28 protein-coding genes are annotated in these 25,539 nt (G+C 70.4%); 15 read left to right on the top strand and 13 right to left on the bottom strand.

Going from position 1 to position 25,539, the window contains the following annotated elements; all coding sequences use genetic code 11:
- Positions 1 to 70: 70 nt before the first annotated feature.
- The gene (locus FS769_RS08590) at positions 71 to 1,060 is read right to left on the bottom strand and encodes a nucleoside hydrolase (protein ID WP_144832419.1); all 990 of its coding nucleotides are present in this window, start codon (positions 1,058 to 1,060) and stop codon (positions 71 to 73) included.
- Positions 1,061 to 1,239: 179 nt separating this feature from the next.
- Here FS769_RS08590 and FS769_RS08585 point away from each other — a divergent pair, with 179 nt between their 5' ends.
- The 5 genes from FS769_RS08585 to FS769_RS08565 all read left to right on the top strand — a co-directional run bounded on the left by FS769_RS08585 (position 1,240) and on the right by FS769_RS08565 (position 6,853).
- Entirely contained in the window at positions 1,240 to 2,478 is a 1,239-nt protein-coding gene (locus FS769_RS08585) for an extracellular solute-binding protein (protein ID WP_186325484.1), read from the top strand.
- Positions 2,475 to 3,419, top strand: coding sequence for a carbohydrate ABC transporter permease (locus FS769_RS08580; RefSeq protein WP_144832412.1), 945 nt, complete (start codon positions 2,475 to 2,477; stop codon positions 3,417 to 3,419). The genes FS769_RS08585 and FS769_RS08580 overlap by 4 nt, the downstream gene beginning before the upstream one ends.
- A complete protein-coding gene (locus FS769_RS08575) occupies positions 3,416 to 4,294 on the top strand; it encodes a carbohydrate ABC transporter permease (protein WP_144832409.1) in 879 nt (292 codons plus the stop codon). The genes FS769_RS08580 and FS769_RS08575 overlap by 4 nt, the downstream gene beginning before the upstream one ends.
- A 53-nt stretch (positions 4,295 to 4,347) precedes the next feature.
- Positions 4,348 to 5,688, top strand: a complete 1,341-nt coding sequence (aspS, locus tag FS769_RS08570; protein ID WP_144832406.1) for an aspartate--tRNA(Asn) ligase — start codon at positions 4,348 to 4,350, stop codon at positions 5,686 to 5,688.
- A 73-nt stretch (positions 5,689 to 5,761) separates the two neighbouring features.
- The gene (locus FS769_RS08565) at positions 5,762 to 6,853 is read left to right on the top strand and encodes an ABC transporter ATP-binding protein (RefSeq protein ID WP_144832403.1); all 1,092 of its coding nucleotides are present in this window, start codon (positions 5,762 to 5,764) and stop codon (positions 6,851 to 6,853) included.
- Here FS769_RS08565 and FS769_RS08560 read toward each other — a convergent pair.
- The 6 genes from FS769_RS08560 to FS769_RS08535 form a co-directional block, all read right to left on the bottom strand.
- On the bottom strand, positions 6,841 to 7,143 hold the full coding sequence (locus FS769_RS08560; RefSeq protein ID WP_144832400.1) for a Dabb family protein: 303 nt from the start codon (positions 7,141 to 7,143) through the stop codon (positions 6,841 to 6,843). The genes FS769_RS08565 and FS769_RS08560 overlap by 13 nt on opposite strands.
- Positions 7,140 to 7,418 carry a glutaredoxin family protein gene (locus FS769_RS08555; protein ID WP_144832397.1) on the bottom strand — a complete coding sequence of 93 codons (279 nt, stop codon included), beginning with the start codon at positions 7,416 to 7,418 and terminating at the stop codon, positions 7,140 to 7,142. The genes FS769_RS08560 and FS769_RS08555 overlap by 4 nt, the downstream gene beginning before the upstream one ends.
- Before the next feature lie 48 nt (positions 7,419 to 7,466).
- A complete protein-coding gene (locus FS769_RS08550; protein ID WP_144832394.1) occupies positions 7,467 to 7,760 on the bottom strand; it encodes a rhodanese-like domain-containing protein in 294 nt (97 codons plus the stop codon).
- A gap of 84 nt (positions 7,761 to 7,844) precedes the next feature.
- On the bottom strand, positions 7,845 to 7,943 hold the full coding sequence (locus FS769_RS08545) for a 30S ribosomal protein bS22 (protein ID WP_003792170.1): 99 nt from the start codon (positions 7,941 to 7,943) through the stop codon (positions 7,845 to 7,847).
- Between the two features lie 83 nt (positions 7,944 to 8,026).
- Entirely contained in the window at positions 8,027 to 8,218 is a 192-nt protein-coding gene (locus FS769_RS08540; RefSeq protein WP_144832390.1) for a helix-turn-helix domain-containing protein, read from the bottom strand.
- A 139-nt stretch (positions 8,219 to 8,357) separates the two neighbouring features.
- On the bottom strand, positions 8,358 to 8,753 hold the full coding sequence (locus FS769_RS08535) for a helix-turn-helix transcriptional regulator (protein ID WP_144832387.1): 396 nt from the start codon (positions 8,751 to 8,753) through the stop codon (positions 8,358 to 8,360).
- A 107-nt stretch (positions 8,754 to 8,860) separates the two neighbouring features.
- Between FS769_RS08535 and FS769_RS08530 the strand changes: the two genes are divergently transcribed.
- Together FS769_RS08530 and FS769_RS08525 are read left to right on the top strand one after the other, a co-directional pair.
- Positions 8,861 to 10,264, top strand: coding sequence for a TrkH family potassium uptake protein (locus FS769_RS08530; protein ID WP_230705185.1), 1,404 nt, complete (start codon positions 8,861 to 8,863; stop codon positions 10,262 to 10,264).
- Positions 10,257 to 10,928, top strand: a complete 672-nt coding sequence (locus FS769_RS08525) for a TrkA family potassium uptake protein (protein WP_056224009.1) — start codon at positions 10,257 to 10,259, stop codon at positions 10,926 to 10,928. The genes FS769_RS08530 and FS769_RS08525 overlap by 8 nt, the downstream gene beginning before the upstream one ends.
- 30 nt (positions 10,929 to 10,958) lie before the next feature.
- Here FS769_RS08525 and FS769_RS08520 read toward each other — a convergent pair whose 3' ends face one another.
- Positions 10,959 to 11,246, bottom strand: coding sequence for a DUF1905 domain-containing protein (locus FS769_RS08520; RefSeq protein WP_144832381.1), 288 nt, complete (start codon positions 11,244 to 11,246; stop codon positions 10,959 to 10,961).
- A 2-nt stretch (positions 11,247 to 11,248) separates the two neighbouring features.
- Positions 11,249 to 12,094 carry a pyrroline-5-carboxylate reductase gene (gene proC, locus FS769_RS08515; protein ID WP_144832378.1) on the bottom strand — a complete coding sequence of 282 codons (846 nt, stop codon included), beginning with the start codon at positions 12,092 to 12,094 and terminating at the stop codon, positions 11,249 to 11,251.
- A 120-nt stretch (positions 12,095 to 12,214) separates the two neighbouring features.
- Here proC and FS769_RS08510 point away from each other — a divergent pair, with 120 nt between their 5' ends.
- Complete coding sequence (locus FS769_RS08510; protein WP_144832375.1) at positions 12,215 to 13,327, top strand: alpha/beta fold hydrolase; 1,113 nt, start codon at positions 12,215 to 12,217, stop codon at positions 13,325 to 13,327.
- Positions 13,328 to 13,369: 42 nt separating this feature from the next.
- Positions 13,370 to 14,299 carry an LLM class F420-dependent oxidoreductase gene (locus tag FS769_RS08505; protein WP_144832372.1) on the top strand — a complete coding sequence of 310 codons (930 nt, stop codon included), beginning with the start codon at positions 13,370 to 13,372 and terminating at the stop codon, positions 14,297 to 14,299.
- Here the strand turns inward: FS769_RS08505 and tadA are convergent.
- Positions 14,288 to 14,749 carry a tRNA adenosine(34) deaminase TadA gene (gene tadA / locus FS769_RS08500; protein WP_144833104.1) on the bottom strand — a complete coding sequence of 154 codons (462 nt, stop codon included), beginning with the start codon at positions 14,747 to 14,749 and terminating at the stop codon, positions 14,288 to 14,290. The two genes, FS769_RS08505 and tadA, sit on opposite strands and share 12 nt — an antisense overlap.
- An 86-nt stretch (positions 14,750 to 14,835) precedes the next feature.
- On the opposite strand from tadA, the gene upp reads away from it, so the two are divergent.
- A complete protein-coding gene (gene upp / locus FS769_RS08495) occupies positions 14,836 to 15,468 on the top strand; it encodes a uracil phosphoribosyltransferase (RefSeq protein WP_076677423.1) in 633 nt (210 codons plus the stop codon).
- A gap of 51 nt (positions 15,469 to 15,519) precedes the next feature.
- Here the strand turns inward: upp and FS769_RS08490 are convergent, their stop codons facing one another.
- Complete coding sequence (locus FS769_RS08490; protein ID WP_144832369.1) at positions 15,520 to 19,095, bottom strand: bifunctional RecB family nuclease/DEAD/DEAH box helicase; 3,576 nt, start codon at positions 19,093 to 19,095, stop codon at positions 15,520 to 15,522.
- A 109-nt stretch (positions 19,096 to 19,204) separates the two neighbouring features.
- On the opposite strand from FS769_RS08490, the gene FS769_RS08485 reads away from it, so the two are divergent.
- Complete coding sequence (locus FS769_RS08485; RefSeq protein WP_144832366.1) at positions 19,205 to 21,265, top strand: NAD(+) synthase; 2,061 nt, start codon at positions 19,205 to 19,207, stop codon at positions 21,263 to 21,265.
- Between the two features lie 42 nt (positions 21,266 to 21,307).
- Here FS769_RS08485 and FS769_RS08480 read toward each other — a convergent pair whose 3' ends face one another.
- A complete protein-coding gene (locus tag FS769_RS08480; RefSeq protein WP_144832363.1) occupies positions 21,308 to 21,805 on the bottom strand; it encodes a DUF427 domain-containing protein in 498 nt (165 codons plus the stop codon).
- A gap of 99 nt (positions 21,806 to 21,904) precedes the next feature.
- On the opposite strand from FS769_RS08480, the gene FS769_RS08475 reads away from it, so the two are divergent.
- From FS769_RS08475 to FS769_RS08465, 4 genes are all read left to right on the top strand, one after another.
- Positions 21,905 to 22,105 (top strand): hypothetical protein, encoded by a 201-nt coding sequence (locus FS769_RS08475; protein ID WP_144832360.1) that lies wholly within the window; start codon positions 21,905 to 21,907, stop codon positions 22,103 to 22,105.
- Positions 22,102 to 22,242: a hypothetical protein gene (locus FS769_RS16825; protein ID WP_186325483.1), complete on the top strand. Its 141-nt coding sequence runs from the start codon at positions 22,102 to 22,104 to the stop codon at positions 22,240 to 22,242. Before FS769_RS08475 ends, FS769_RS16825 begins: the two co-directional genes overlap by 4 nt.
- 95 nt (positions 22,243 to 22,337) lie before the next feature.
- Positions 22,338 to 23,282 (top strand): aldo/keto reductase, encoded by a 945-nt coding sequence (locus FS769_RS08470; RefSeq protein ID WP_144832356.1) that lies wholly within the window; start codon positions 22,338 to 22,340, stop codon positions 23,280 to 23,282.
- Positions 23,283 to 23,372: 90 nt separating this feature from the next.
- On the top strand, positions 23,373 to 23,930 hold the full coding sequence (locus tag FS769_RS08465; RefSeq protein ID WP_144832353.1) for a nucleoside phosphorylase: 558 nt from the start codon (positions 23,373 to 23,375) through the stop codon (positions 23,928 to 23,930).
- On the opposite strand, the gene FS769_RS08460 is transcribed toward FS769_RS08465, so the two are convergent.
- A complete protein-coding gene (locus FS769_RS08460; protein ID WP_230705019.1) occupies positions 23,927 to 25,441 on the bottom strand; it encodes an MFS transporter in 1,515 nt (504 codons plus the stop codon). The genes FS769_RS08465 and FS769_RS08460 overlap by 4 nt on opposite strands.
- Between the last annotated feature and the right edge of the window lie 98 nt (positions 25,442 to 25,539).

Raw genomic sequence — 25,539 nt, 5'->3', positions numbered from 1 at the left:
GGAGGATGCCCGTCGACGCGGCATCCGGAATCTGCTCCGACAGGAGGTTCCGGATGCCGCGTCGCCGGCGTCAGGCGCGCGGAGCCGGTCCGCTCGAGAGCGCGTCGACGAACAGGCGCAGGAACGCCGTGCGATCGAACGAGGTCACCGCGCGGACGGTCGACCCCTCGGGCGTCCCCCACACCAGCGGCAGTCCGTCGGCGGTGAGCGCGATGCGGGTCGCGAGCGAACCGCCGTACGGCGTGTAGTCGACGGGCCCTTCGATCCAGCCCGTGACGATCTCGGGGCGGTGCAGCACGACCGTGGCCAGGCCGTCGTGGGCGGACGAGATCCGCCGGCCCCACTTGTACTGGTAGAAGTCGTTGTAGGCGTCGAGCACCTCGCCGGCGAAGCTCGCCCAGGGCGTGCCCTTCCCGCGCAGCACCGCGAGCACGTGCTCGTCGAGGATCGCGGTCGCCGTGACGTTGACGCCCACCATGACGACGTTGCCGGCATTGCGCGCCCCGAAGACGATCTCGGCGGCGAGGCGATCGTTCGCCGTGTTGGCGTCGGTCAGCGTGGCGCCGCCCGGCGCGGGGTACGGACCCGCCCCGCCCATGATGACGACCGAGCGGTACTTCAGGAACAGATCGGGGTCGCGTTCGAGCGCGCGGGCGATGTTGGTCAGGGGACCGAGCGGGTGCAGGTCGACCTCGCCCGGGCTCTCCGCCGCGATGCGCACGATGGCGTCGACCGCGCTCTCGTCCTCGACGCGCAGCTCCGCCCGCTCGAAGCGGTCGCCCAGCCCGTCGGTGCCGTGCACGAAGTCGGCGATCGACGCCTCGCCCTCCAGCGGCGCGGCCTCGCCCAGGTGCAGCGGAATGTCCTCGCGGCCGGCCAGGCGCAGCACCGTGCGGACGTTGCGGGCCGAATCCTCGACGGGCGTGTTGCCGTAGATCGTCGTGATCGCCTCGATCTCGACGTCGGGCTGCGCCAGCAGGTACATGAGCGAGTGGGCGTCGTCGAGGCCGGTGTCGGTGTCGACGACGACGCGGCGGACGGAGGAGGGGACGGATGCCATGCACTCACCCTGCCAAGTCGGCGGCGGCGACACGGCGTGGTGTTACATCGCGTGACACGTCTGTTCCCTGTTCGTCACGTCAACACTCCACAGTGGGGGGTGATGCGGGCGGCACCGGCCCGCACCCTCCTCAGCACAGGTCGAACGACGCCCCCAACGTCGTCGGGAACGGACACACCATGGCTTCCTCGTCTCAGCGGCTGCGACGTCTCGCGCTGCCCGCGGTCGGTCTGACCGCCGCCCTCGCCCTCACTGCCTGCGCGGGCGGCCAGGCCGCCCCCGTGTCCAGCGACGGATTCAAGGGCGTCCAGCTCACGGTCTGGAACAACATCGACTTCGAGCCGTACCAGAGCCTGCAGAAGGGCTACTTCGAGTCGTGCGCCGCCGACCTCGGCATCACGGTCGACGTGCAGACGCAGTCGGGCGACTACACCACGAAGCTCCTGCAAGCGGCCGGTGCCAAGGCGTTGCCCGACGTCGCGATCCTCTCCACCGACACGCAGCTGCCGCAGCTCGCCTCGCAGGGGGTCCTCGCCGATCTCAGCCAGTACGACGTCACCACCGACGGCCTCGCCGACAGCGCCGCCGACCTCGGCCGCTACGACGGCACCCTGTACGGCCTGCCCGTGCAGGTCGAGGACTACGCGATCTTCTACAACAAGGCCGCGTTCGCGGCGGCGGGTGTGCCCGAGACCGCCCCGAAGACCTTCGACGACCTGGTGTCGCTCGCGGGTTCGCTCACCACCGGCTCGCAGAAGGGCATCGTGCTGCCGGGCATTGGCGGCGACGGCTCGACGCCGGTCTACTTCCTGCCGTTCCTGCTCTCCGCGGGCGGCGACCCCGCCGACCCGACCGGCGCCGGCGCCGTCGAGGCGGTCGACCTCTACAAGAACCTCGTGGGCAACGGCTCGCTGTCAACCGAGTTCGTCAACTGGGGCTGGGAGTCCATCGACCAGTGGACCTCGGGTGCCGCGGCGATGACGGTCTCGGGTCCGTGGAACCTCGTCGACACCTCGATCCCCTTCGAGTGGGGCACCTTCCCGTTCCCGACCGCGAAGAGCGGCGAGTCGCCCAAGGTGAACCTGCTCGGCTACGCCTACGGCGTCGCCGCCAACGCCGACGCGCAGAAGGAGGCCGCCGCCGCGGCCCTCGTGAAGTGCCGCGCCTCGGAGGAGAACCAGATCGACACCGCCGTTCAGGGCGGCTACATCCCCGCGCTCAAGAGCGCGCAGGACGCCTTCGTCGAGAAGGTCCCCGCGGCCGCCCCGTTCGTCGACGCGGTCGACGGCGCCTACAACTCCGCACAGCTGGGCACCGAGTGGAACACGCTGCAGCAGGAGTACGTCGACGCGATCCAGAGCGCGACGGTCGGCGGGCAGACCGCCCAGGCCGCACTGGAGCAGGCCAGCGGCAAGTGACGGCCCACACCATCTCGACCGGCCGGTCGGGGGCACCCGCCCCCGGCCGGTTCCGGCGTTCTCTGGCCGCCCGCCGGCGGGGCGAGCTGTGGGGGTTCCTGACCCCCGCGCTGGTCTTCTTCGTCGTGTTCTTCCTGTTCCCGCTCGGGTACGGCGTCTACATGAGCACGACGAACTTCACCACCGGCACCTTCATCACGGGGCGCGCGCCCTTCGTGGGCACGACGAACTTTGAGGCCGTGCTGGCCGAGCCCATCACCTTCCGCGCACTCGCGAACACCCTCACCATCACGCTCGTCTCGGTCGCCGTCGAGCTGGTGCTCGGCCTGCTGCTCGCCCTGCTGTTCGCCCGCACCTTCCCGGGCAGCCGGTGGCTGCCGACGCTCATCCTTCTTCCGTGGCTGCTGCCGGCCGTGGTCGTCGCCACGGTGTGGAAGTCGCTGCTGGCCGGTGACGGCCCCATCAACGACGTGCTCGGTGCACTCGGCCTGCCCGTCCAGGCGTGGCTCGCGAATCCGGCGACCGCGCTGCCGTCGGTCATCGTCGTGGCCGTCTGGGCGAGCCTCCCCTACTGGGCGACGATCCTCGGCGCCGCCCTCAAGCAGGTCCCCGCCGAACAGCTCGAAGCCGCCCAGCTCGACGGCGCCGGCGCGTGGCGGAGACTGACCGCGATCGTGCTGCCGACCATCTGGCCCGTCGTCTCCGTTCTCGTCGTGATGAGCGTGGTCTACACCCTGCTGATCGTCGACCTCGTGCTCGTTCTCACCGCGGGCGGCCCCGCCAACAGCACCGTGACCCTGGGCCTGCTCTCCTACCGGCAGGCGTTCCAGCAGTTCCAGTTCGGTCTGGGCGGCGCGTACGGAATGCTCCTGCTGGGGATCAGCGTGGTGTTCGCGATCGTCTACACCGTGATGTCGATGCGTCGGGAGCGCGAAGAATGACCGCCACCCTTCCCTCCGCGCCCGCCGTGGTCGCCCCGGCATCCGCCCCTCCCGTCGCGCGACGTCGCCGGCGCCGCGGATGGATGTGGACCCTCGTCACCATCGCCGTGCTGGTGGTCTACCTCTTCCCCGTGTACTGGATGGTCTCCGCCTCGCTGCAGCCCTCCGCCAACTCGGCGGACACGCAGTGGTTCCCCACGGCGCCCGGCCTCGGGGGATACGAGAAGGCGCTCGACGACGCGGGCATCGGCGGCCTCCGCGTCACCACCCTCGTTTCGCTCGGCTCGGTGCTGGTCACCCTGCTGGTGTCGATCCCGGCGGCCTACGCGCTCAGCCGGCTGCGCTCGCGGGCGGTGAGCATCGCGCTCATCCTGCTGCTGCTGGCGCAGATGATCCCGAGCGTCGTGCTGGCCACCTCGTTCTACGCGATGTTCAACTCGTGGGGACTGCTCAACACCTTCATCGGCCTGATCCTGGCGAACTCGACCGCGGGCGTCCCCTTCGCCGTCATCGTCATGCGCGCGTTCATGCTGCGCCTCGACACCGAGGTGCTCGAGGCCGCGACGGTCGACGGACTCGGGCCGTTCGGAACGCTCTGGCGCATTGTCGTGCCCCTCTCGCGCAACGCGATCGTGACAGCGGGCGTCTTCGCGTTCCTCTTCAGCTGGGGCGATCTGCTGTTCGGTCTGACCCTGGTCAATCGCAACGAGATGTACCCGATGTCGGTGCTGATCCTCGCGCTGTCGAACTCCAACCTGAACACGTGGGCGGCCACGATGGCGGCCTCGCTCATCGCGAGCCTGCCCGCGCTCGTGGTGATCCTCGCCGCGCAGCGGCACGTCAAGGCCGGCCTCACCGCCGGCGCCGGGCGCTGAGGCGTGGGCGGGGTCGTGAGCCCGGGCCGCGCCCGCACGTAGACTGGTCGACCGTGAGCGAACGCGTCCTGGTCAACCAGTTGAAGTCCCTGCCCGCCGGCCCCGTCGAGGTGTCGGGATGGGTCGAAACCGTGCGCGATCAGAAGAAGGTGCAGTTCGTCGTCCTGCGTGACGAGACCGGCGCCGTGCAGCTGGTCAACCCCGCGACGCGTCCCTCAGAGGAGGCCGTCGACCAGGATGCCGCCGCTCTCGCCCTCACCGAGACGATCGGCGCCCTCTCGACGGGCACGTTCCTGACCGTGCGCGGCGAGCTCAAGCACGACGAGCGCGTGAAGCTCGGCGGCGTCGAGATCAAGGTGGGCGAGCTCGTGATCGCGGCCGCCGCGAACCCCGAGACCCCCATCGCGGCCGACAGCAGCCCCGACAAGCGCATGGACTGGCGCTTCATCGACCTGCGTCAGCGTCGCAACAACCTCATCTTCCGCGTGCAGACCACGCTCGAGCACGCCATGCGCACCTACTGGGTCGAGCGCGACTACATCGAGGTGCACTCCCCCAAGCTGATGGCCTCGCCCTCCGAGTCCAACGCCGAGCTGTTCGAGGTCCCCTACTTCGAAGACAAGACGGCCTACCTCGCGCAGAGCCCGCAGTTCTTCAAGCAGATGGCCCAGGTCGCCGGCTTCGGCAAGATCTTCGAGATCGCCCCCGCGTTCCGCGCCGACCCCTCGTTCACGAGCCGCCACGCCACCGAGTTCACCTCGATCGACGCCGAGATCAGCTGGATCGACTCGCACGAAGATGTCGCGCGTATGCAAGAGGAGCTCATCGCGACCGCGTTCCAGGCGGTCGCCGACAAGCACGGCGCCGAGATCCAGGAGCTCTTCGGCATCGAGGTGCAGGTTCCCGCCCTCCCGTTCCCGCGTATCCCCCTCGCCGAGGCGCGCGAGATCGTCGCCGCGCGCGGCTACGACATCCCCCGCACCGACGGCGACCTCGACCCCGAGGGCGAGCGTCAGATCGCGGCGCACGTGGCCGAGACCTTCGGTCACCAGTTCGTCTTCATCACCGACTACCACCCCGAGATCCGCGCTTTCTACCACATGCGCGACGAGGAGACCGGGCTCACCAAGTCGTACGACCTGCTGTTCAACGGCGTCGAGATCACCACGGGCGCCCAGCGCGAGCACCGCGTCGAGGTGCTGATCGAGCAGGCCAAGGAGAAGGGTCTCGACCCCGAGCACCTCGACTTCTACCTCGACTTCTTCCGCTTCGGCGCCCCGCCGCACGGCGGATTCGGCATGGGACTCGCGCGCGTGCTCATGCTCATGCTGGGCGAGTCGTCGATCCGCGAGGTCACGTACCTCTTCCGCGGACCGACGCGTCTCGCCCCGTAAGGTTCGAGCGAGCGACGCCCGGGGTTCACCCCCCGGGCGTTCTGCTGTCATCCGCGATTTCTAGCGTGCGTTCATGGTCGCTGTCATCCCCGTGGATCCTTCGTCGACCGCGGATGCCGCGCCCGCGCCGGGCTGGACCATCACGTTGAGCGGAGTACGCCGCGAGCGAGCGGGCTCGGTCATCCTCAGCGACGTCGATCTCGAGGTGGGTCCGGGGCGGATCGTGGCGCTCGTCGGCGCGTCGGGCTGCGGCGCGTCTACGCTGCTGCGCCTGGTGACGGGGGCCGAGCGTCCGGATGCCGGCACCGTCACCGTCGACGGACGGTCGGGGGCGGCTGCTCCCCGGGTCGCCGAGGTGCGCGATCGCACGACCGTCGCCCGTTTCGGTCGCGTTCGTGCGGCCATCGTGAGCGCGGCCCGCCAGGCGGGGGCTCCGGATGCCGAGCGCGAAGCCGATCGCCTGTGCGCGCTCGTGGGTCTGAGCTCGACCGCGAAGCCGGTGAGCCGACTGAGCCACGGTGATCGTCAGCGGTGGGCCGTGGCGCGCGCCCTCGCCTCGCGACCGCGCGCCCTCGTGCTCGACGATGCCCTCGCGGCGCTGCACACCACCGCCCGGGCCGAGCTGCGCGATCGACTCGCCCGCGAACTGCGCGAACGCGGCGTCACGACGCTGTGGGTGACGCGCGACACCACGGAGGCGGCGGCCGTGGCCGACGATCTCGTCGTCATGGCGCAAGGGCGCGTCGTGGCATCCGGATGCCCCGACGAGGTCTTCGCGCGGGTCGGCGACGCCGCCGTGGCCGAGGTGCTCGGTCCGGTCAGCGCGGTGCCCGGGATCGTCGAGGGCGTGGTCGTCGAGGTCTGGGGCCAGCACCTGCCGCTCGCCGCGGCCGCGCACGACGGGCACTGCGAGGTCGTCGTCCGCCCCGAGCACGTCGTGCTCGTGGGGCCGGACGCCCCCGGCGTCGACGCGGTCGTCGAAGAGACGACGTTCCTCGGCAGCGTGCGTCGCTCGACGGTGCTCACCGCCGACGGCAGCCGCGTGGTCGTCGAACATGCGCCCGAGCGACGGCTCGACGATCACGACGAGGTGCGCATCGCCCTCGCCGCGGTGCCCGCGACGGTGAAACCGCTCGACGCGAGCGGACCGGCTCAGGCCGGGTAGTCGACCGAGGAGCGCTCGGCGACCACGGAGCGGATGAATCCCGCGGCCTCCTGATGCGCGGGGTGCACCTGGTAACGCTCGAGAGCCTCGACGTCGGCGAACTCGCTGACGAGCGCGACGTCCCAGTTGGACTGCGGGTAGGCGACGTTGCGGCCGACCTCGATGTGGTCGATCTCGGTCACGACGCCCTTCAGGGCAAGAAGTCGCTCGGCGATCTGCTCGGCGTGCAGGGCACGCGTGTCGGCGTCGTCCGCCGCGAGCTTCCAGAGGACGATGTGACGGATGCTCACGCGGAGGCTCCTTCGGAGTCGGCCGCCAGGAGGGCGGCACGCAGACGGTCGGCCGAAACGCGCCAGTGCGCGTGCAGCTCGCCGTCGATGAGGACGACGGGGATCTTCTCCCACCACGTCGAGAACAGCTCGGTGTCATCGGCGATCGAGGCCTGCTCTATCGTGATGCGGTCGGCCACCTCGACGGGGAGGTCGTCGACGACGGACTCGACGATCTGCTCGGCGACATCGCAGAGATGGCAGTCGGGCTTGCCGATGAGCGTGAGGGTGGTCACGCCGTCCATCCTATGAGGCGCATGCGGGCCGGGGCGGAGCCCACGACGTCAGGACTCGACGTCGTAGCCCGCCGCGATCCAATCGCCCGTGCCGCCCTCGACGTTGGTGGCGTCGTGGCCGCGCGCCGTGAGGGCCTCGACGACGCGCGCCGAGCGCCCGCCCGCCTGGCAGATCACGTCGAACGGCTCGCCCGGCAGTTCGTCGAGGTGTTCGCCGATCGTCGACATCGGCAGGTTCACGGCACCGGGCACGTGGCCCGCCGCGAACTCGTGCTCCTCGCGCACGTCGATGAGGGGACGCTCGCGCCCCGCGTGCAGATCGTGGACGGAGATGGACTGCATGGCTTCCTCCGAAAGAGAACGAACGGGCACGGCGGATACACGAAGCGCCCGTCGCTTCGGACAGGCGCTCGGTGTGGTGGCCGCTTACTTCTTGTTGCGGCGCTGGTGACGAGTCTTGCGAAGCAGCTTGCGGTGCTTCTTCTTCGCCATGCGCTTACGGCGCTTCTTGATGACAGAACCCACGGAAAACCTCACTAAGTCGGGGTCTGGGTGCCGATGTCGGCGCCCGGGAACACTAGGCGTTTGGAAAAAAGCCTCGGATCAGTCTAGCCGACGTCGGACACCGGTCGTTGCACAGCCTCCACGACCGCCGACTCGGGCACGCGATAGCTGCGTCCGAAGCGCACAGCGGGCAGTTCTCCGGCGTGGACGAGGCGATAGACCGTCATCTTCGACACGCGCATGAGATCGGCCACCTCAGCGACCGTCAGAAACCGCACGTCGGGCAGCTCGGCCATCGTTCACCTCATATTCCGGGTGAACTCACCCTCCTGATGCTGACCCACACTCTAGGGTCTGCGTGCAAGGGCTGTAAACCTATGGGCACGCTGTGACGAAAGTGCAACGTGGGACGCCGGGAGCCGGCATCCGGAGCGATCATCTGCCCGGGAGTTTGCGCAGCGCCGTCGAGAACGAGTGCTTGACCGACGCCGCGGCCCGGCCCACCACTTCGGCGGCGTGCATCGCCGACTCCGGAAGAGCCGGTTCGTTCTCTTCGTCGATGGAGAAGAAGGGCACGAGCCAGTCGTCCACTTCATCGAGTGGAGCGACGGCCAGGCTGTAATAGCGGTGCTGGCCCTCTTCGCGCACCGACACCAGCTCCGCCTCGCGCAGCACCTTGAGGTGCTTCGAGACTGTCGGCTGGCTGACCCCCAGCGATGCCACGATCTGCGAGACGCTCGTGCCCCGCTCACCGCCGGTCGCCCGGTCGAGAAGCAACTGAAGGATGTCGCGACGCGTTCCGTCAGCGATCACGTCGAAGATGTCCGCCATGGCATCAGATTAGCGGCGCCCCGGCCGGAGTACCATGATTCGGGTTCGGACACCGGAGGGAGCGGCGCATGGCGGCGACGCCGAACGAGGTTCGACTGTCGACGCGGATGCGTCGCATCGCCTACGAGGCATGGGATCGTCTGCGCAATCTGACGACGGCATCCCCCGCGCGATTCGCGGTCCTGGTGTTCGTGACACTGATCGCTCTGTTCACCGCGCTGTTCTCGCTTCCCGCGGCATCCGCCACCGGTCAGCGCATCGCGTTCGCCGACGCGCTGTTCACCGCGGTGTCGACGATCTGCGTCACCGGCCTGTCGACGCTGAACATGTACTCCGACTTCTCCCCCCTCGGTCGGGCCATCACCTACATCGGCGTCAACGTCGGAGCGCTCGGCGTGCTGACCCTCGCGTCGATCCTCGGCCTGGTGATCTCGAAGCGACTGGGACTGCGCGCCAAACTGATCGCCGCGGGCGACAGCAACCCTCTGCGCGCGCACGGCGGACCGGTGAACGAGGGTCAGACCGTTCGTCTCGGCGAGGTCGGACAACTGCTGCGCACCGTCGCCCTGTCGACGCTGGTGATCGAGGCCGTGCTGACGGTGCTGATCTACCCGTCGCTGATCATCGGCGGCATCAACCCCCTCGTCGCGCTGTGGGAAGCGCCCTATTACGCGGCGATGGCCTTCACGAATACGGGCTTCATCCCCAACGCCGACGGGCTCACGCCGTTCGCGCAGGACTACTACCTGCTCACCGTGCTGATGGCGGGCGTCTTCCTCGGCTCGATCGGCTTCCCCGTCATCTTCACGCTCTGGCGGCACTACTGGCGCTTCCGTCTGTGGTCTCTGCACGCCAAGCTCACGATCATCACGACGGTCATCCTGTTCTTCGCCGGAGCGGGCGTCATACTCCTGCTGGAATACGACAACCCGCTCACATTCGGCAGCATGGATGCGTGGGACACGACGTTCCAGGCGTTCTTCCTCTCGGCCATGACGCGCTCGGGCGGATTCAGCGTGATCAACATCGGCGACCTCAACGGCGCCACCCTGATCGTCGGGTCGATGCTCATGTTCGTGGGCGGCGGATCGGCGTCCACCGCCGGCGGCATCAAGGTCACCACCCTCGCCGTCCTGGCCCTCGCCGTCTTCTCCGAGGCGAAGGGGCGCCCCTCGGTGCAGGCGTTCGGGCGCCGCATCCCCAGCGACGTCCAGCGCGTGGCGCTGTCGGTCGTCGCGTGGGGGGCGACGATCGTCGCCGTCTCGACCGTCACCATCAGCCGCATCACCGACGCCCCCATCGAGTACGTACTCTTCGACGTCGTCTCGGGCTTCGCCACCGTGGGCCTGTCGACGGGACTCACCGCCGAGCTCCCCGACCCCGGGGTCTACGTGATGGCGGCCACGATGTTCATGGGGCGCATTGGTACAGTGACACTCGCCGCGGCCGTGGCTGCTTCGTCCCGGTCGCAGCTGTACGCGCTCCCCGTGGAAAGGCCCATCGTTGGTTGAACGCATCCGCAGTGACGCCCCCGTCCTCGTGATCGGCCTCGGGCGCTTCGGCGCCGCGTGCGCGGGTGAACTCGACCGGCTCGACCGCGAGGTGCTCGCCGTCGACGGCAACCTCGAGCTCGTGCAGAAGTGGTCGGAGCGCGTCACCCACGCCGTCCAAGCCGACGCGCGCAACATCGACGCCCTGCGCCAGATCGGCGCCCAGGACTTCCAGGTCGCCGTGGTCGCGGTCGGTTCGCTCATCGAGGCGTCCGTGCTGATCACCGCCAACCTCGTCGACCTCAAGGTCCCGCAGATCTGGGCGAAGGCGGTGTCGCAGTCGCACGGCAAGATCCTCGCCCGCGTCGGCGCGAACCACGTGATCTACCCCGAGGCCGAGGCCGGAGAGCGCGTCGCGCACCTCGTCAGCGGCCGCATGCTCGACTTCATCCGCTTCGACGACGACTTCGTGCTGGCCAAGATGTACCCGCCCAAACTCGTGCGCGGGGTGGGCCTGAACGAGTCGGGCGTCCGCTCGAAGTACAACGTCACGGTGGTCGGAGTGAAGAGCCCGGGCCGCCCGTTCCGCTACGCGGAGGCCAACACCGTGGTGACCAACCACGACCTCATCATCGTGTCGGGGACGAACAGCGACATCGAGCGCTTCGCGTCGCTCGACCGCTGAGCGTCCCCACCCGTCGCCGCCGCCTCGGGCTCAGGCGTCGATGTCGAGCGCGAGGTCGACCTCGTCGTCGACGCCGAGCCCCTCGGCATCCTGCAGCGCCTTCTTGATCGGAACGACGTACCCGCCGTCCTTCGGCCAGAGCGAGGTGGTCACGGTCGTGCCGCCGATGGTGACGGATGCCGGGATCATGCCCCAGCCGTAGGTGACGAGGGACGCGACTTCGGCGATCATCGCGGCCTCGGCCGGCGGCACCGAGACGAAGTGGTACGGCGCCGGACCGCGCCAATACCAGATCGTTCCGGTGAACCGCAGGCGCACGGTCAGCTCCCCGCGGCCAGTTCCTTCGCGCGGGCCAGGGCGGCCTCGGCGGCGGTGGTGAAAGTCGAGGCGAGGTCGGCGTCCTGCAGCACCGCGACGGCGCGTTCGGTCGTGCCCTTCGGGCTCGTGACGCGACGGCGCAGCTCGGCCGGCTCGTCGTCGGAGGCCGCCATGAGGGCGGCGGCGCCGATGAAGGTCTGCTCCGCGAGCAGGCGGGCCTGGTCGTGGTCGAAGCCCATCCGTTCGGCCGACGCGGTGAACTGCTCGGCGAGCAGGAAGACGTAGGCGGGGCCCGACCCCGAGATGGTGGACAGCGCGTCGATCTGCGACTCGGGCACCTCGACGACCGCTCCGACGGTCTCGAACAGGGCCCGCACGACCGCGACGTCGTCGGCCGACGCCGAGGCTCCCGCCGCGAGGCCCGTGACGCCCTTGCCCACGAGCGACGGGGTGTTCGGCATCGAGCGGATGACGGCGACGTCCGTGCCGAGGTGGCGCGCGAACGTGTCGAGTGTCACACCGGCCGCCAGGCTCACCACGACGGCGCCCGGCCGCAGGTGCGGGGCGATCTCATCGAGCAGATCGGGCACCATCGCGGGCTTCACCCCGACCAGGACGATGTCGGCGGATGCCGCGGCCTCGGTGTTGCCGGTCGGACGCGCTTCGAGGGCGACGCTGGTCACGCCCTCGAGGTCGGCGAGCTCTGCGGCCTTCGCGATCGAGCGATTGGTGGCCGTCACGCCGCCCTCCGCAAGTCCCGACGCGACGAGGCCGTGCAGGATCGCCCCGCCCATGGACCCGGCTCCGAGGATCGCGATCGGGGGCAGCGAGAGGGTGGCATCCGTCATGCGCCCATTCTACGAAGACCCCTCGCGACGCGGGGCACGCCGGGTGCGACCACAGGGGTCGCGCGTTAGAGTCGGGAAGCGGTGTACCGCGGCACCGGCGAGCGATACGGAGGACCCTGGATGACTCTCTTCGACGGCATCAGCGCGCGCCTGGTCGAGACCGACCGGCTGGGTGTCAACGTGCTCGAGCGCACGGGCGACGACCCGGCGACGACGCCCGATCACACGGTCGTGTTCGTCCACGGCAACGTCTCGTCGTCGCTGTTCTGGCAGGAGATCATGCAGGACCTGCCGAGCGACCTGCGCGTGCTCGCCGTCGACCTGCGCGGGTTCGGACGCACCGAACACACGCCCCTCGACGCCACCCGCGGCGTGCGCGACTTCAGCGACGACCTGTTCGCCACGCTGCAGGCCCTCGACATCCCCGAGGCGCACCTCGTCGGCTGGTCGATGGGAGGCGGGGTCGTGATGCAGTACGCCCTCGACCACCCGGTGCGCTCGCTGACCCTGCAGGCCCCCGTGTCGCCCTACGGCTTCGGCGGCACCCGTCGTGACGGCTCACGCCTGAACGACGAAGACGCCGGGACCGGCGCGGGCGCGGCCAACGCCGACTTCATCCAGCGTCTGATCGACCACGACACCACCGCCGACGCCCCCACCTCGCCCCGGTCGGTCTTCCGGGCGGGCTACGTCGCGCCCGGCTACGAGAGCGAGCACGAAGACGTGTGGGTCGAGTCGATGCTGACCACCTCGACCGCGGGCGGCAACTACCCGGGCGACTCGGTCCCGACCGCGACGTGGCCCGGCTTCGCCCCGGGGACCACCGGGGTACTCAACAGCTTGGTGCCGAAGTACTTCGACGTCTCGGGCATCGTCGATCTCTCGCCCAAGCCCCCGATCCTGTGGATCCACGGGACGGCGGATGCCATCGTGTCCGACGAATCGTTCTACGACCTCAACCACCTCGGCGCCCTCGGCGTCGTACCGGGCTGGCCCGGGGCGGAGGTCGCCCCGGCGCAGCCGATGGTCTCGCAGACGCGCGACGTGCTCGCGGCGTATCAGGAGAAGGGCGGCGAGGTCACCGAGGTCGAGATCGAGGGGGCCGGTCATTCGGTGCACCTCGAGCGTCCCGCGCAGTTCCGTCGCGCGCTGCTGACGCACATCGGCTACGTCGGCCGGCCCGCCGACCCCGCACCGCCGACCGAGGCGATCATCCTGCGCTCCGCCGACTGACCTCTCCCCCGCCCCGCCCCACACCGCCCCCTGGAGCTGACCGTGGAATACTGCCTGTTCACCGAGCCCCAGCAGGGCTTCTCGTACGACGACCAGCTGGCCTTCGCGCAGTCCGCGGAGCGCCACGGCCTCGACGGGTTCTTCCGCTCCGACCACTACCTGCGCATGGGAGAGGGCGACCCCCGTCCCGGCCCCACCGACGCGTGGACGACGCTCGCCGGCCTCGCCCGCGAGACCTCGCGCATCCGCCTCGGCACCCTCGTGTCGTCGGTGACGTACCGGGTTCCCTCGATCCTCGCGATCCAGGTCGCACAGGTCGACACCATGTCGGGCGGTCGCGCCGAGCTGGGCCTCGGTACCGGATGGTTCGAGCGCGAGCACGAGGCCTACGGCATCCCGTTCCCGCCCAAGCGCTTCGATCTGCTCGAAGAACAGCTGCAGGTCGTGACGGGGCTCTGGCAGACCCCGGATGCCGAGACCTTCAGCTTCGACGGCGAGCACTACCGGCTCGACCGGGCGCCGGCGTTGCCGAAGCCCGTGCAGTCGCGCGTGCCGGTCATCGTCGGCGGCGGCGGCCCCAAGCGCACCCCCGCGTTGGCCGCGCGGTACGCGACCGAGTTCAACATCGGCTTCGTCGCCGAAGACGTGGTGGCGGAGAAGTTCCGCGTGGTGCGGCAGGCGTGCGAGAGCATCGGGCGCGACCCCGAGACCCTCCAGCTCTCGGTGGCCCTGCCCACGATCGTGGGCGCCGACGACACCGAGATCGAGCGCCGCGTCGCCGCGATCGGACAGACGCGCGCGCAGTTCGACAACGGTGCCAACCTCATCGGCTCCCCCGCGCAGATCGCCGAGAAGGTCGAGCGCCTGCGGGCTCTGGGTGCGTCGCGCGTGTACTTCCAGCTGCTCGACCTGCGCGACGTCGAGCACGCCGACCTCGTGGGCGCGGAGCTGCTGCCGCTGCTACCGCGCTGACGAGGCCGCGTCGTCCGAGCCGCGACGGCCGCGGAAGAAGGCCTGGAGCTGAGCGGTGGCGTGCTCCTCGTGGACACCGCCGACCACCTCGACGCGGTGCGGCAGACGCCGGTCGCGCAGAAGGTCGTACATCGACCCGGCGGCTCCCGCCTTGGCATCCCACGCCCCGAACACCACGCGCGGGACGCGCGCCTGCAGGATCGCGCCCGCGCACATCACGCACGGCTCGAGGGTGACGACGAGCGTGCAGCCGGCAAGGTGCCACGATCCGAGGCGCGTCGCCGCCTGCCGCAGCGCCACCACCTCGGCGTGCGCCGTGGGATCGTGCGTGGCCTCGCGGAGGTTGCGCCCTTCGCCGATGACCTCGCCCGCGGCATCCAGCACCACCGCCCCCACCGGCACGTCGTCGTCGCTCGCGGCGGCGTCGGCGAGCGCGAGAGCCCGACGCATCGCGTCGAGGTCGCGGGCGGTCGAGATCACAGAAGCTCCAAGAACGGGGGCTGAGCCGCGCGGGTGAAGAGGTTAGCCTTGAGCCTATGCGTGTCCACGTCGCCGACCACCCGCTCATCACCCACAAGCTGACGGTGCTGCGTGACGTGCAGACGTCGTCGCCGGTGTTCCGTCAGCTCACCGAAGAGCTCGTGACGCTCCTCGCGTACGAAGCCACCCGCAACGTCCGCGTCGACCCGATCGAGATCCAGACCCCTGTCACCACGACCATGGGCGTGAAGATCAGCGAGCCCCGCCCGATCGTCGTCCCGATCCTGCGCGCCGGACTCGGCATGCTCGAGGGCATGGTCAAGCTGCTCCCCACGGCCGAGGTCGGATTCCTCGGCATGGTGCGCGACGAAGAGACCTTCGAGCCGACGACGTACGCCGAGCGCCTGCCCGACGACCTCAGCGACCGCCAGTGCTTCGTGCTCGACCCGATGCTCGCCACCGGCGGCTCGCTCGGCGCGGCCATCAAATTCCTCTTCGCACGCGGCGCGCAGGACGTGACCGCGATCTGCCTGCTCGGCGCTCCCGAGGGTGTCGCGGCGATCGAGAAGCAGGTCGAGGGCCACGACGTCACCCTCGTGCTGGGCGCCGTCGACGAGCGCCTCAACGAGAAGGGCTACATCGTGCCCGGTCTCGGTGACGCCGGCGACCGCCTCTACGGCACCGCCTGAGGTTCAGGCGCGCCGGGCCTGCCCGGTGCGCCCTGATCGCGGCGTCGCCGGTCAGTCGGCCTCGGCCACGAGACGCGCGAACGCGCTGAGGCGCGCGACGCCCTCGGGGGTGCGCGGGAGATCGTCGAGCAACGCGGGCGAGTAGACGACGTACGCCGCCTGCATCGCGCGCGAGACCGCGACGTTGATGCGGTTGCGCAGAAGCAGGAACTCGAGTCCGCGCGGGGCCTCGCGCCCCGACGACGCCGCCAACGTGAGGATGGCGACGACGGCCTCCTTGCCCTGGAACCGGTCGACGGTGCCGACCGGTACGTCGGCGAGTCCCGCGGCCAGGAGGGCTTCTTCGACCGCGACCTGCTGGGCGTTGTAGGGCGTGATCACGATGATGTCGTCGGTGCGCAGGGGACGCGGCTCGTGCACCGTCGCGGTGTCTCCGGGTCCGCCTTCAGCGCCCGTCCAGACACGGCCGACGAGCCCGCCCACGATGCGCGCGACCTCGGCCGCCTCCTCGGACGAGAAGGTCGAGTTTCCGCGATGGCGAACGGGCACGACGTGCACGCCCGGCTCGACACCTTCGAGATGACGAAGAGCTGTCGAGGGGTGCGCCTCGAGGCGACCCTCGTACGACAAGCGCGAGACCGGTCCGGCGACGGCCGGGTGCATGCGACGGGTGCGGGCGAGGAAGTAGCCGAGCTCGGCGGGCACGACCTCGGCGCCGTCGATGATCCAGCCGAGGGCGGACGTGTCCACCGGCTCGGGGTGGGTGCCCTGACTCACCTGCGGCAGCTGCTGGGGATCGCCGAGCAGAAGCAGTCGCTGCGCGGCGAGAGAGACCGCGATGGTCGAGGCGAGCGAGAACTGCCCCGCCTCGTCGATGACGAGCAGGTCGAGGCTGCCGCGCGGGATGCGCGTCTCGTGGCTGAAGTCCCACGCGGTGCCACCGACGACGAAGCCGGTTTCGGCGTTCTCCGCGGTGAACGCCGAAACCCCGTTCTTCGGCAGCACCGTGAACGCGTGAGGCGCGGTCGGGTCTTTGGGGGCCTTCCCGACGCGCGACGCGGGGACGCCGGCGACGATCACCTGGTCGAGCATGTGCTCGATGGTCGCGTGCGATTGCGCCACGACGCCGATGCGGTAGCCGCGCTCCGCGACGAGGCGGGCGATGACGTGCGACCCCACGTAGGTCTTGCCGGTACCGGGAGGGCCCTGCACCGCGAGGTAGCTGTGGTCGAGGTCGGCGACGCTCCGCGCGATGGCAGCGACTTCATCGTCTCCGTCGCCGCCGTCCACGGCCGTGACGGGAGCGAGACTGCCCGACCGCGTGCGCGGCGGAATGCGGCGGAGGATGTCGGCCGCCGGACCGTCGGGGATGCGAGGGAGAGCGGCGAGCACCTCGTCGGCCCACGCGTCGATCGCCTTCTGCTGGTTCCCCGCGCGCGGCGGCGCCGGTGGCGTCAGCGCGAGGGGGAGATCGTCCCACGTCACGCCGTCTGCGGCGGTCTCTTCGACGATGGCCCCGTCATCGAGCACCTCGCGCACCGTCACGCGCCGCGCACCGTGGATCCACCGCGGGCGGGTGTCGAGGGGGAACGGCGCCGGGAGGTCGTAGACCGCGAAGGGGTCGGAGTCGACGCTCAGGCGGGTGCCCGGGGCGACGTCTCCGCGCAGCTCGACGAGGCGGCGCTCCGATCCGCGCCCCGACTCGGGGAAGTGCCAGTCGGCGACGACCCGTGAGCGCGACGCGTCGACCACGACCACGTCGCGCGTCTCTTCCCACACCGACACCGGCTCGCGCAGACGCAGGAAGTGGGTGGCCCAGTAGGTCTTCTCTTCACGCGGGTAGTAGTCGATCGCGGCCGCCGCGAGGCGGAGCGCCTGGGCGTCGGCGGAGTGTTCGTCGGTCTCGGCCGCGCTCGCGGCCCAGCGCTGCAGAGCGGTCGCCCGCGGAGAGGGTTCGTACGTCTGCTCGTCGGGCTCTGCTCCCCGGGCGGGGACGGCGCCCGCCTCGCGCGCCCGGTCGACCAGCCAGTCGCGCAGGCGGCGCGTCGAGACGCAGTCGTAGCGGTTGTAGTCGGCGAGGTCGTCGAGCACGCGCTGCGCGCCGGCGGCGTCGCCGTCTGCCGCGAGGGCCCGCGCCTCGACGTACTTCACGATCGAGTCGTCGCCGCGCTGCACGTCGCTCGTGCGCACCTCGTCGCCCATGTAGAGCGGCTCGAGCTTCTTGATCGAATACGAGCGCGATCCGACGCGCAGGGCGCGCCGCACGACCGGGTAGAGGTCGACGAAGACGCCGTCGCGCAGCAGCCGGTCGACATCGGCCTCGCGCACGCCGTAGCGCGCCGCCATGGTCAGCAGGTGCGTGGGCTCGTAGGGCGCGTAGTGGTAGATGTGCATGTCGGGGTACTGCTGCCGACGCAGGGCCACCATGTCGAGGAACCGCTCGAGGGCGAGGCGCTCCTCGTCGAAGGTGTGGGCCCACAGCTCGCCGTAGACCTCTCGTGTGTCGACCCACCCGAACAGGTAGTCGATGCCCCACTGCACGCCCGCGCCCTCGGTGTACAGCGGGTCGCCCTCGAAATCGAAGAACAGGTCGCCGTGGTCGGGACGCGGCAGCACGCCGAGGGACTTCGGCGCCACCACCTCGAACGTCGGCACCGCGGGGGCGCTGTCGGCGGTGTCCGTCGCTGCGGGGTCACCGGGGACGCCGGCGGGGCTGGTGAGCTGCAGTCGCGCCTGCGTCCGCAACGAGGCGAACGTGTCGCCGCTCATCGCCGTCGGCGGCTCGGTGGCCGCGGCGAGGTCGTCGATGGTGCGGATGCCGCCCGCGCGCAGGCGATCGCGCTGCACCGGCCGCATGCCGGCGACCACGAGCAGGTCGCGATGGGCGACGACCTCGAGCTCGCAGGTGGCGCAGCGGCCACACGCGATGACGTCGAGGTCTCCGCGCGGGTCTCCCCACGCGATGACCGGGCCCGCGAGGCCGAGCTCGACGCGACGGTCGGCGATGAGGGCGTGCAGGCGCGCGCGCCTCAGCGCGAACACCGGCAGAAGGTCGTCGACGCGGTGCGTGCTGGTCGTGCCGTCGCCGAGCAGGAGCTGCACCTCGTCGGCGCGCGCGACGCCCAGGCGGTCGAGCTGATCGACGTAGGCCGCGAGCTGCATGAGCGCGGTCACCCGCGCCCGGCGGGCGAGCTTGGTGTCTTGCACGAGCCACCGGCGCGGCGCGCCGGACCCGTCGGCGGGCTCGCGCACGAGGAAGTCGGCGAAGCCCACGAACTCGTCGGTCGCGAACGCCGCCTGGTAGACGACCTCGGCGCTCGGGTCCGCCAGCGCGGCGTCGGTGAGGCGGACGGCCTCGGCGAGCGCCTCGGCATCGGACGAGCGGGCCGCCGGGATCTCGCGCACCGCGTCGCCGAGACGCCGGCGGTACTCCTCGAGCACCCGCTGCTCGTGCGCGGTGCCGAGCCGCGCGGCGCGCTCGAGGGTCGCGTCTTCGGGGTCGTCGACCGGGGCGATGCGGCCGATCTTCGCGTCGATGGCGCGCAGCCACGCGAACTCGCACTCCGCCGCCGCCTTGAGGTCGCTGGCGCTCCAGACGATCCGCGCGTCTTGCTCGATGTACCGCATGGTCGTCAACGCTAATCGGGACCACCGACATCGGTCGTCGCCCGTCCACAGCCGGGGTCCGATCGCCAAGGGTGGCCACGGTGTCGGAGGCTCCTGCCAGACTGGAGCGGTGATCACCGATCTGCCGTTCGAGAGCGTCTACCGTCACGGATTCGCGCGCGTGGCGGCGTGCACGATCCCCGTCGCCGTCGCCGACCCCGCGACGAACGCCGATGCCGTGCTGAGCGCCGCGCGGGAGTGCGACGCGGACGGCGTCGCGGTCGCGGTGTTCCCCGAGCTGTGCCTGAGCGGCTACGCGATCGATGACCTCGTCATGCAGGATCCCCTGCTCGACGCGGTCGAGACGGCGCTGGAGCGTCTCGTCGCGGCATCCGCCGATCTGCTTCCCGTCCTGCTGGTCGGCGCTCCCCTGCGGCACGGCAATCGCCTGTTCAACTGCGCCGTGGTCGTGCACCGGGGCCGCGTGCTGGGCGTCGCCCCCAAGTCGTACCTGCCGACGTACCGGGAGTTCTACGAGCACCGCTGGTACGCCCGCGGCGACGACCAGGCGGGGGGCGAGATCCGCGTCGCCGGCGAGACGGTCCCGTTCGGTCCCGACCTGCTCTTCGCCGCCACCGACGTCCCCGGTCTGACCGTGCACGCCGAGGTGTGCGAAGACGTGTGGGTGCCGATCCCCCCGTCGTCGAGCGCGGCCCTCGCCGGAGCCACCGTGCTCGCCAACCTCTCGGGCAGCCCCATCACGATCGGTCGCGCCGACGATCGGTCGATCCTGTCGCAGTCCCAGTCGATGCGCTGCCTCGCCGCCTACGTGTACGCCGCCGCCGGCCAGGGCGAGTCGACGAACGACGTCTCGTGGGACGGGCAGACGATGATCTACGAGGGCGGGCGGCTGCTCGCCACCACCGAGCGCTTCCCCGACGGTCCGCGCCGCAGCGTCGCCGATGTCGACCTCGATCGGTTGCGGCAGGACCGCCTGCGTCAGGGCACCTTCGACGACAATCGCCGCACGGTCGACCCGCACTTCCGGACCGTGACGTTCGAGCTCGCCCCGCCCGCGGGTGACCTCGGCCTGCGGCGCGCGCTCGACCGCTTCCCGTTCGTCCCCGACGACCCCGCCCGGTTGGCGCAGGACTGCTACGAGGCGTTCAACATCCAGGTGTCGGGCCTCGTGCAGCGCCTGCAGGCGATCGGCTCGCCGAAGCCGGTGCTCGGCGTCAGCGGCGGGCTCGACTCCACGCATGCGCTGCTGGTGATCGCGCGGGCCATGGACCGCATGGGCCGCCCCCGCAGCGACATCCTCGCCTACACGCTCCCCGGCTTCGCCACGAGCGCGAAGACCAAGGGCAACGCGATCGCCCTCGCCGAGGCCGTGGGCGCGACGATCGAAGAGATCGACATCCGCCCCGCGGCATCCGAGATGCTCTCGCGCATGGGGCACCCGTTCGCGGCCGGCGAGCCCGTGCACGACGTCACGTTCGAGAACGTGCAGGCGGGTCTGCGCACCGACTACCTCTTCCGCCTCGCCAACATGAAGGGCGGGATCGTCATCGGAACGGGCGACCTGTCCGAGATCGCGCTCGGCTGGTCCACCTACGGCGTGGGCGACCAGATGAGCCACTACTCGGTCAACCCCGGCGTCCCCAAAACGCTGATCCAGCACGTCATCCGGTGGGTCATCTCGGCCGGCGAGCTGAGCGACGCGACCGTCGACGTGCTGCAAGACGTGCTCGACACCGAGATCAGCCCCGAGCTCGTGCCGGCCGGCCAAGACGGCCGCATGCAGTCGACCGAAGACCGCATCGGCCCGTACAACCTGCACGACTTCTCGCTCTACCACGTCATGCGGTACGGCTTCCGGCCGTCGAAGATCGCGTTCCTCGCGGCGCACGCCTGGGGCGATCCGGATGCCGGGTCCTGGCCCGCCGGCTATCCCGAGGGCGAGCGTCCGTCGTACGACCTCGACACCGTGGCGAAGTGGCTCGAGGTGTTCCTGCAGCGGTTCTTCGGGTTCGCGCAGTTCAAGCGCTCGGCGATCCCCAACGGTCCGAAGGTCTCCCCCGCCGGGTCGCTGTCACCGCGCGGAGACTGGCGCGCACCGTCGGACGGCAACGCCCGCGCGTGGATCGCCGAGTTGCACGCGGCGGTGCCGGGGGCTTTCGACCGCGCCTGAGGCGTGGCATCCGGTGTCCCTTCTCCCCAAGAGGGAGCGGGGTCACCAGCCCATGGAGCCCGGGACGCCCTTGAACGGACCCGCGAGGTCGGCGGTCACCCACCCGCCGTAGAACCCGCCCGGCTGGGGCTCGACCGTCTCGCCCGCGAGCACGACGCGATCCATCGGGCCGGCGTACAGTGCCACGCGGTCTTCGAGCGCCTCGTAGCCCGGCATGGGGTGCGGGTAGTTCCAGGCCGCACGCGGAGCGACCGCTCCCCCACCGCCGTGGACGTCGAAGTACCGCGCGCCGCCCTTGAACTCGCAGAACGACGCTCCCTCGCCCAGCGTGAGCGCACCACCGAAGGCCGAGATGGGCAGGTAGTACACCGGAGGGTGACTCGTCTCGAGCACGCGCACCACGTCGTCGGTGTCGACGATGCGGGTGCCGCCGAAGTCGATCTGCACGCGTTTGTCGACCCGCTCCACCCGGGGCGGGCGGGGGTAGTCCCACACGGATTCCTGGCCGGGGCGGACGGGGTCGGGAGCGGGGCGCGACATAGGCCCACGCTACGCCGCGCGGGGCCGTTGCGGGGCGTTCCCCGGAGACGGAATCGGGGGGACAGTCGCTTTTCGGTAGCCTGAGCAGAAGGGGGAATCGTGAGCGAACAGAAGGTGACGTCGGGTGAAGGCCGGCGCTATCGCGTGTACCAGGTGGCCGGGCTCGTGCTCGGCGTGCTGTTCGTTGCTCTCGGCGTCGCCGCGTTCTTCGCCGGCGGCGGACCCGTCATCGCCACCATCGCCGTCCTCGGAGGTCTCGCCGTGCTCATCGTCTCGATCATCATGATGGTGCGCTCGTGAGCGCCCCCGACGGCGGCAGCGGCGACGGCAAGAAGAAGTACCCCCCGGGAACGGTCGTCATCTGGATCGCCGGCGCGGGCGTGGGCCTGTGGCTGTTGATCAGCGGCCTCATCGGTATCCTCTCGGGCGGCAACTGACCGCGCGTTCTGTGCCGCTCGCGGCGCGTTGCGGGAATGCACGCCGAGCGTCACCGTTGACCACAGGGTCAGCGAACCTCGACGGAAAGGGCATCATGACCCGCATTGGACGCAGCGACCTCGACATCCTCCCCCTCTCGCTCGGGGGCAACGTCTTCGGCTGGACCGCCGATCGCGACACCTCGTTCGCGGTGCTCGACGCCTTCCACGCGGGCGGAGGCGATTTCATCGACACCGCCGACGCGTACAGCGCCTGGGTCCCCGGCAACTCCGGAGGCGAGAGCGAGACGCTCATCGGCGAGTGGCTCGCCTCACGCAAGCCCGAGAACGTCGTCGTGGCCACCAAGGTCAGCCAGCACCCGGAGTTCCGCGGCCTGTCGGCATCGAACGTGCGCGCCGCGGCCGAGGCATCGCTGAAGCGCCTCGGTGTCGACGCGATCGACCTCTACTACGCCCACTTCGACGACGCCGAGACACCGCTCGAAGAGACGGTGGCCGCCTTCGCCGACCTCGTCACCGACGGCCTCGTGCGGTACGTCGCCGTGTCGAACTACACCGCCGAGCGCATCCGCGAGTGGATCTCGCTGGCCGAGGCGGCCGGGGCCGATCTGCCCGTGGCGATCCAGCCGCACTACAACCTCGTGCACCGCACGCAGGTCGAGAGCGAGATCGTGCCCGTCGCCGAGCAGTACGGGATGTCGCTCGTGCCCTACTACGCCCTGGCGAGCGGCTTCCTGACCGGCAAGTACCGGTCGTCGGATGCCGCCGGGTCGTCGCCGCGCGCCGAAGGGGCGGCGAAGCTCGCCACCCCCGCGGGTCTCGCCCTCATCGACGCACTCGAGGAGGTCGGTGACGCGCACGGCGCCTCGATCGCCTCGACGGCACTCGCCTGGCTGCGCGCGCAGCCCACGGTCGCCGCCCCCATCGCCAGCGCCTCGAAGGTCGAGCAGGTCGCCGACCTTCTCGCGAGCACGTCCCTGGAGTTGACCGCCGACGAGGTGGCCCGTCTGTCGGAGGCTTCCGCGCCCGCTCAGGGCTGACATCGACCCGGCCGAGCCCCGCTCGAGGGGCTCGGCCGGTTCCGGTCCCGGAGGTCGGTGAGCGCTTCACCGATCGGGGACAATGGCAGGGTGAAGCTTCTCGTCGCCGCCCATGCCTCAGAACTCGTCGCCTTCGAAGACGACATCCCCGGTTTCGAGCGTCTGCTCACGGGAGTCGGCAAGATCCCGGCGGCCTACGCCCTCACGCGGGCTCTCACGACCGGGGAGTACGACGAGATCATCGTGGTGGGCACCGCCGGAGCCATCGACGACGAGGTCGAGGGCGGTATCTACGACATCGCGGGAGCGATCCAGCACGATGTGAAGGGCCTCGACGGGACGTTCGGCGAGCACGTCTCGCTGCCCACCCGTGTGGACACCGGGGTCGAGGGCGTGGTCATCGCGACCGGTGACCACTTCGTCGACGACGCGGAGTCCGTGCGCCTCATCCGCGGTCTCGGCGCCAGCCTGGTCGACATGGAGACCTACGCCCTGATCTGGGTCGCGCAGCAGTTCGAGGTGCCGGTCCAGGTTCTCCGCGCCGTGTCGGACCGTGCCCAGGACGGCGCCACCGAGCTGTGGGACGACGTCGTCGAGCGCTGCAGCCACGAGCTGCGCGCGGAGTTCCGCACCCGCTACGGCGTCTAGTCGTCGCTGCCGAACGGCGTCTGCGAACCCGAGCGGGCGCGGCCGGCGAGATCGGCGACGCCCACGATGAGTGCGAGGCCCAGGAAGACGCCGACCGTGATCATCCCCGACGCGTAGGCGTCGTGGTACAGCACGGCCTGATCGTCGACGCTCCCCTGCTCGCGGTAGACCGTGGCGTAGAACAACGCGAGGGCGATCGCGGTTCCGACCGCGGTTCCGATGCGCTGCCCCAGCTGTCCGACCGAGCCCGCGACGCCGCCGCTCTTGACCGGGATCTCGGCCAGCGTGAGCGTCTGGTTCGGCGAGATGACGAGACCGCCGGCGAACCCGCCGAAGGCCATGACCGCGGCCATCGCCCACGGCGTCCACTCGGGTGCCGTGAAGAGCGCGACAAGCACGAGGGCGCCCGCGGTGACGACCATGCCGAGGATGCCCCAGACCACCAGGGGGCGTCCGAATCGGGTGACGAGATTGCCGCCGATCCACGAGCTGCCGGCCGAGGCCACCGCGAAACCGATGGTCACCATTCCGGCGAAGACCGGAGCGAGCCCGAGTCCGCCCTGGAGGAACAGGGTGCCGAGCAGGAACATCGCGGGCACGGCGGAGAAGTAGGCCGTCGAGATCAGCACGCCGTTGCGGTACGACGACAGCGAGAAGATCGAGAACGGCATGAGCGGCATGTGGCCCCGCTCGGCGTACCGGCGCTCCCAGAACACGAACGCCGCGGCGAACACGACGGATGCCACGAGGAACCACCACCGGTTCGGGTCATCGTCGGGGCTGCCGGTGGTGAACAGGAACGGCCACATGAGGGCGAGGATCGTCAGAGCGAACAGCACCACCCCGACCGGGTCGAGATCGAGCCGACGATGCGACTTCGTCCGGGTGTCGGGGAGCAGCCACGCCGCGAGGGCGATCACGATCGCCACGAGGGGGATGTTGATCCAGAAGATCAGGCGCCAGCCGTCGGTGTCGCCGCCCAGGGCGATCAGCAGGCCGCCGAGGGTGGGACCGAACGCGGTGGCGATTCCGATCGTGGCTCCGAACAAGCCGAAGGCGCGACCGCGCTCTTTGCCCTGGAACAGCTGCTGCACGAGCCCCAGCACCTGCGGCATCTGAATGCCGGCCGCCACCCCCTGCAACAGGCGCGCGACCAGCAGCACCGTCGTATTCGGCGCCAGCGCGCACGCGAGGCTCGTGACGAGGAAGAGCGACAGCCCCACCAGGAAGAGCATGCGGCGCGAGCGCAGGTCGCCGAGCCGACCGGCGGGGACCAGCACGAGGCCGAACGTCAGGATGTACCCCGACACGACGAGCTGCAGCTCGGTCGGCCCGGCGTTCAGCGCCGCCTCGATGGAGGGCAGCGCGACGTTGACCTTCGTCAGGTCGAGGATCGTGAGAGCGGCCACCGCCACGGCCACCCAGTACGCCCGCCACCGATGCCGCGGCGACAGGACGATGTCGCGTGTCGGGGGGTGGGCGGAGTCCGTGGGTGCAGGCGGTTGAGACATCGATGCCGACGCTACTCCCGACCTCCCGCACCGGGTTCGGGCTTGCATCCGACGCGAGCGCCGCTACCGGGAGACACGAGGGGACCGGCCCCGGCGCC

Source organism: Microbacterium sp. BH-3-3-3, from assembly GCF_007679045.1.
Taxonomy (GTDB): Bacteria; Actinomycetota; Actinomycetes; order Actinomycetales; family Microbacteriaceae; genus Microbacterium; species Microbacterium algihabitans.
This window is presented reverse-complemented; position numbering and strand designations above follow the sequence as displayed.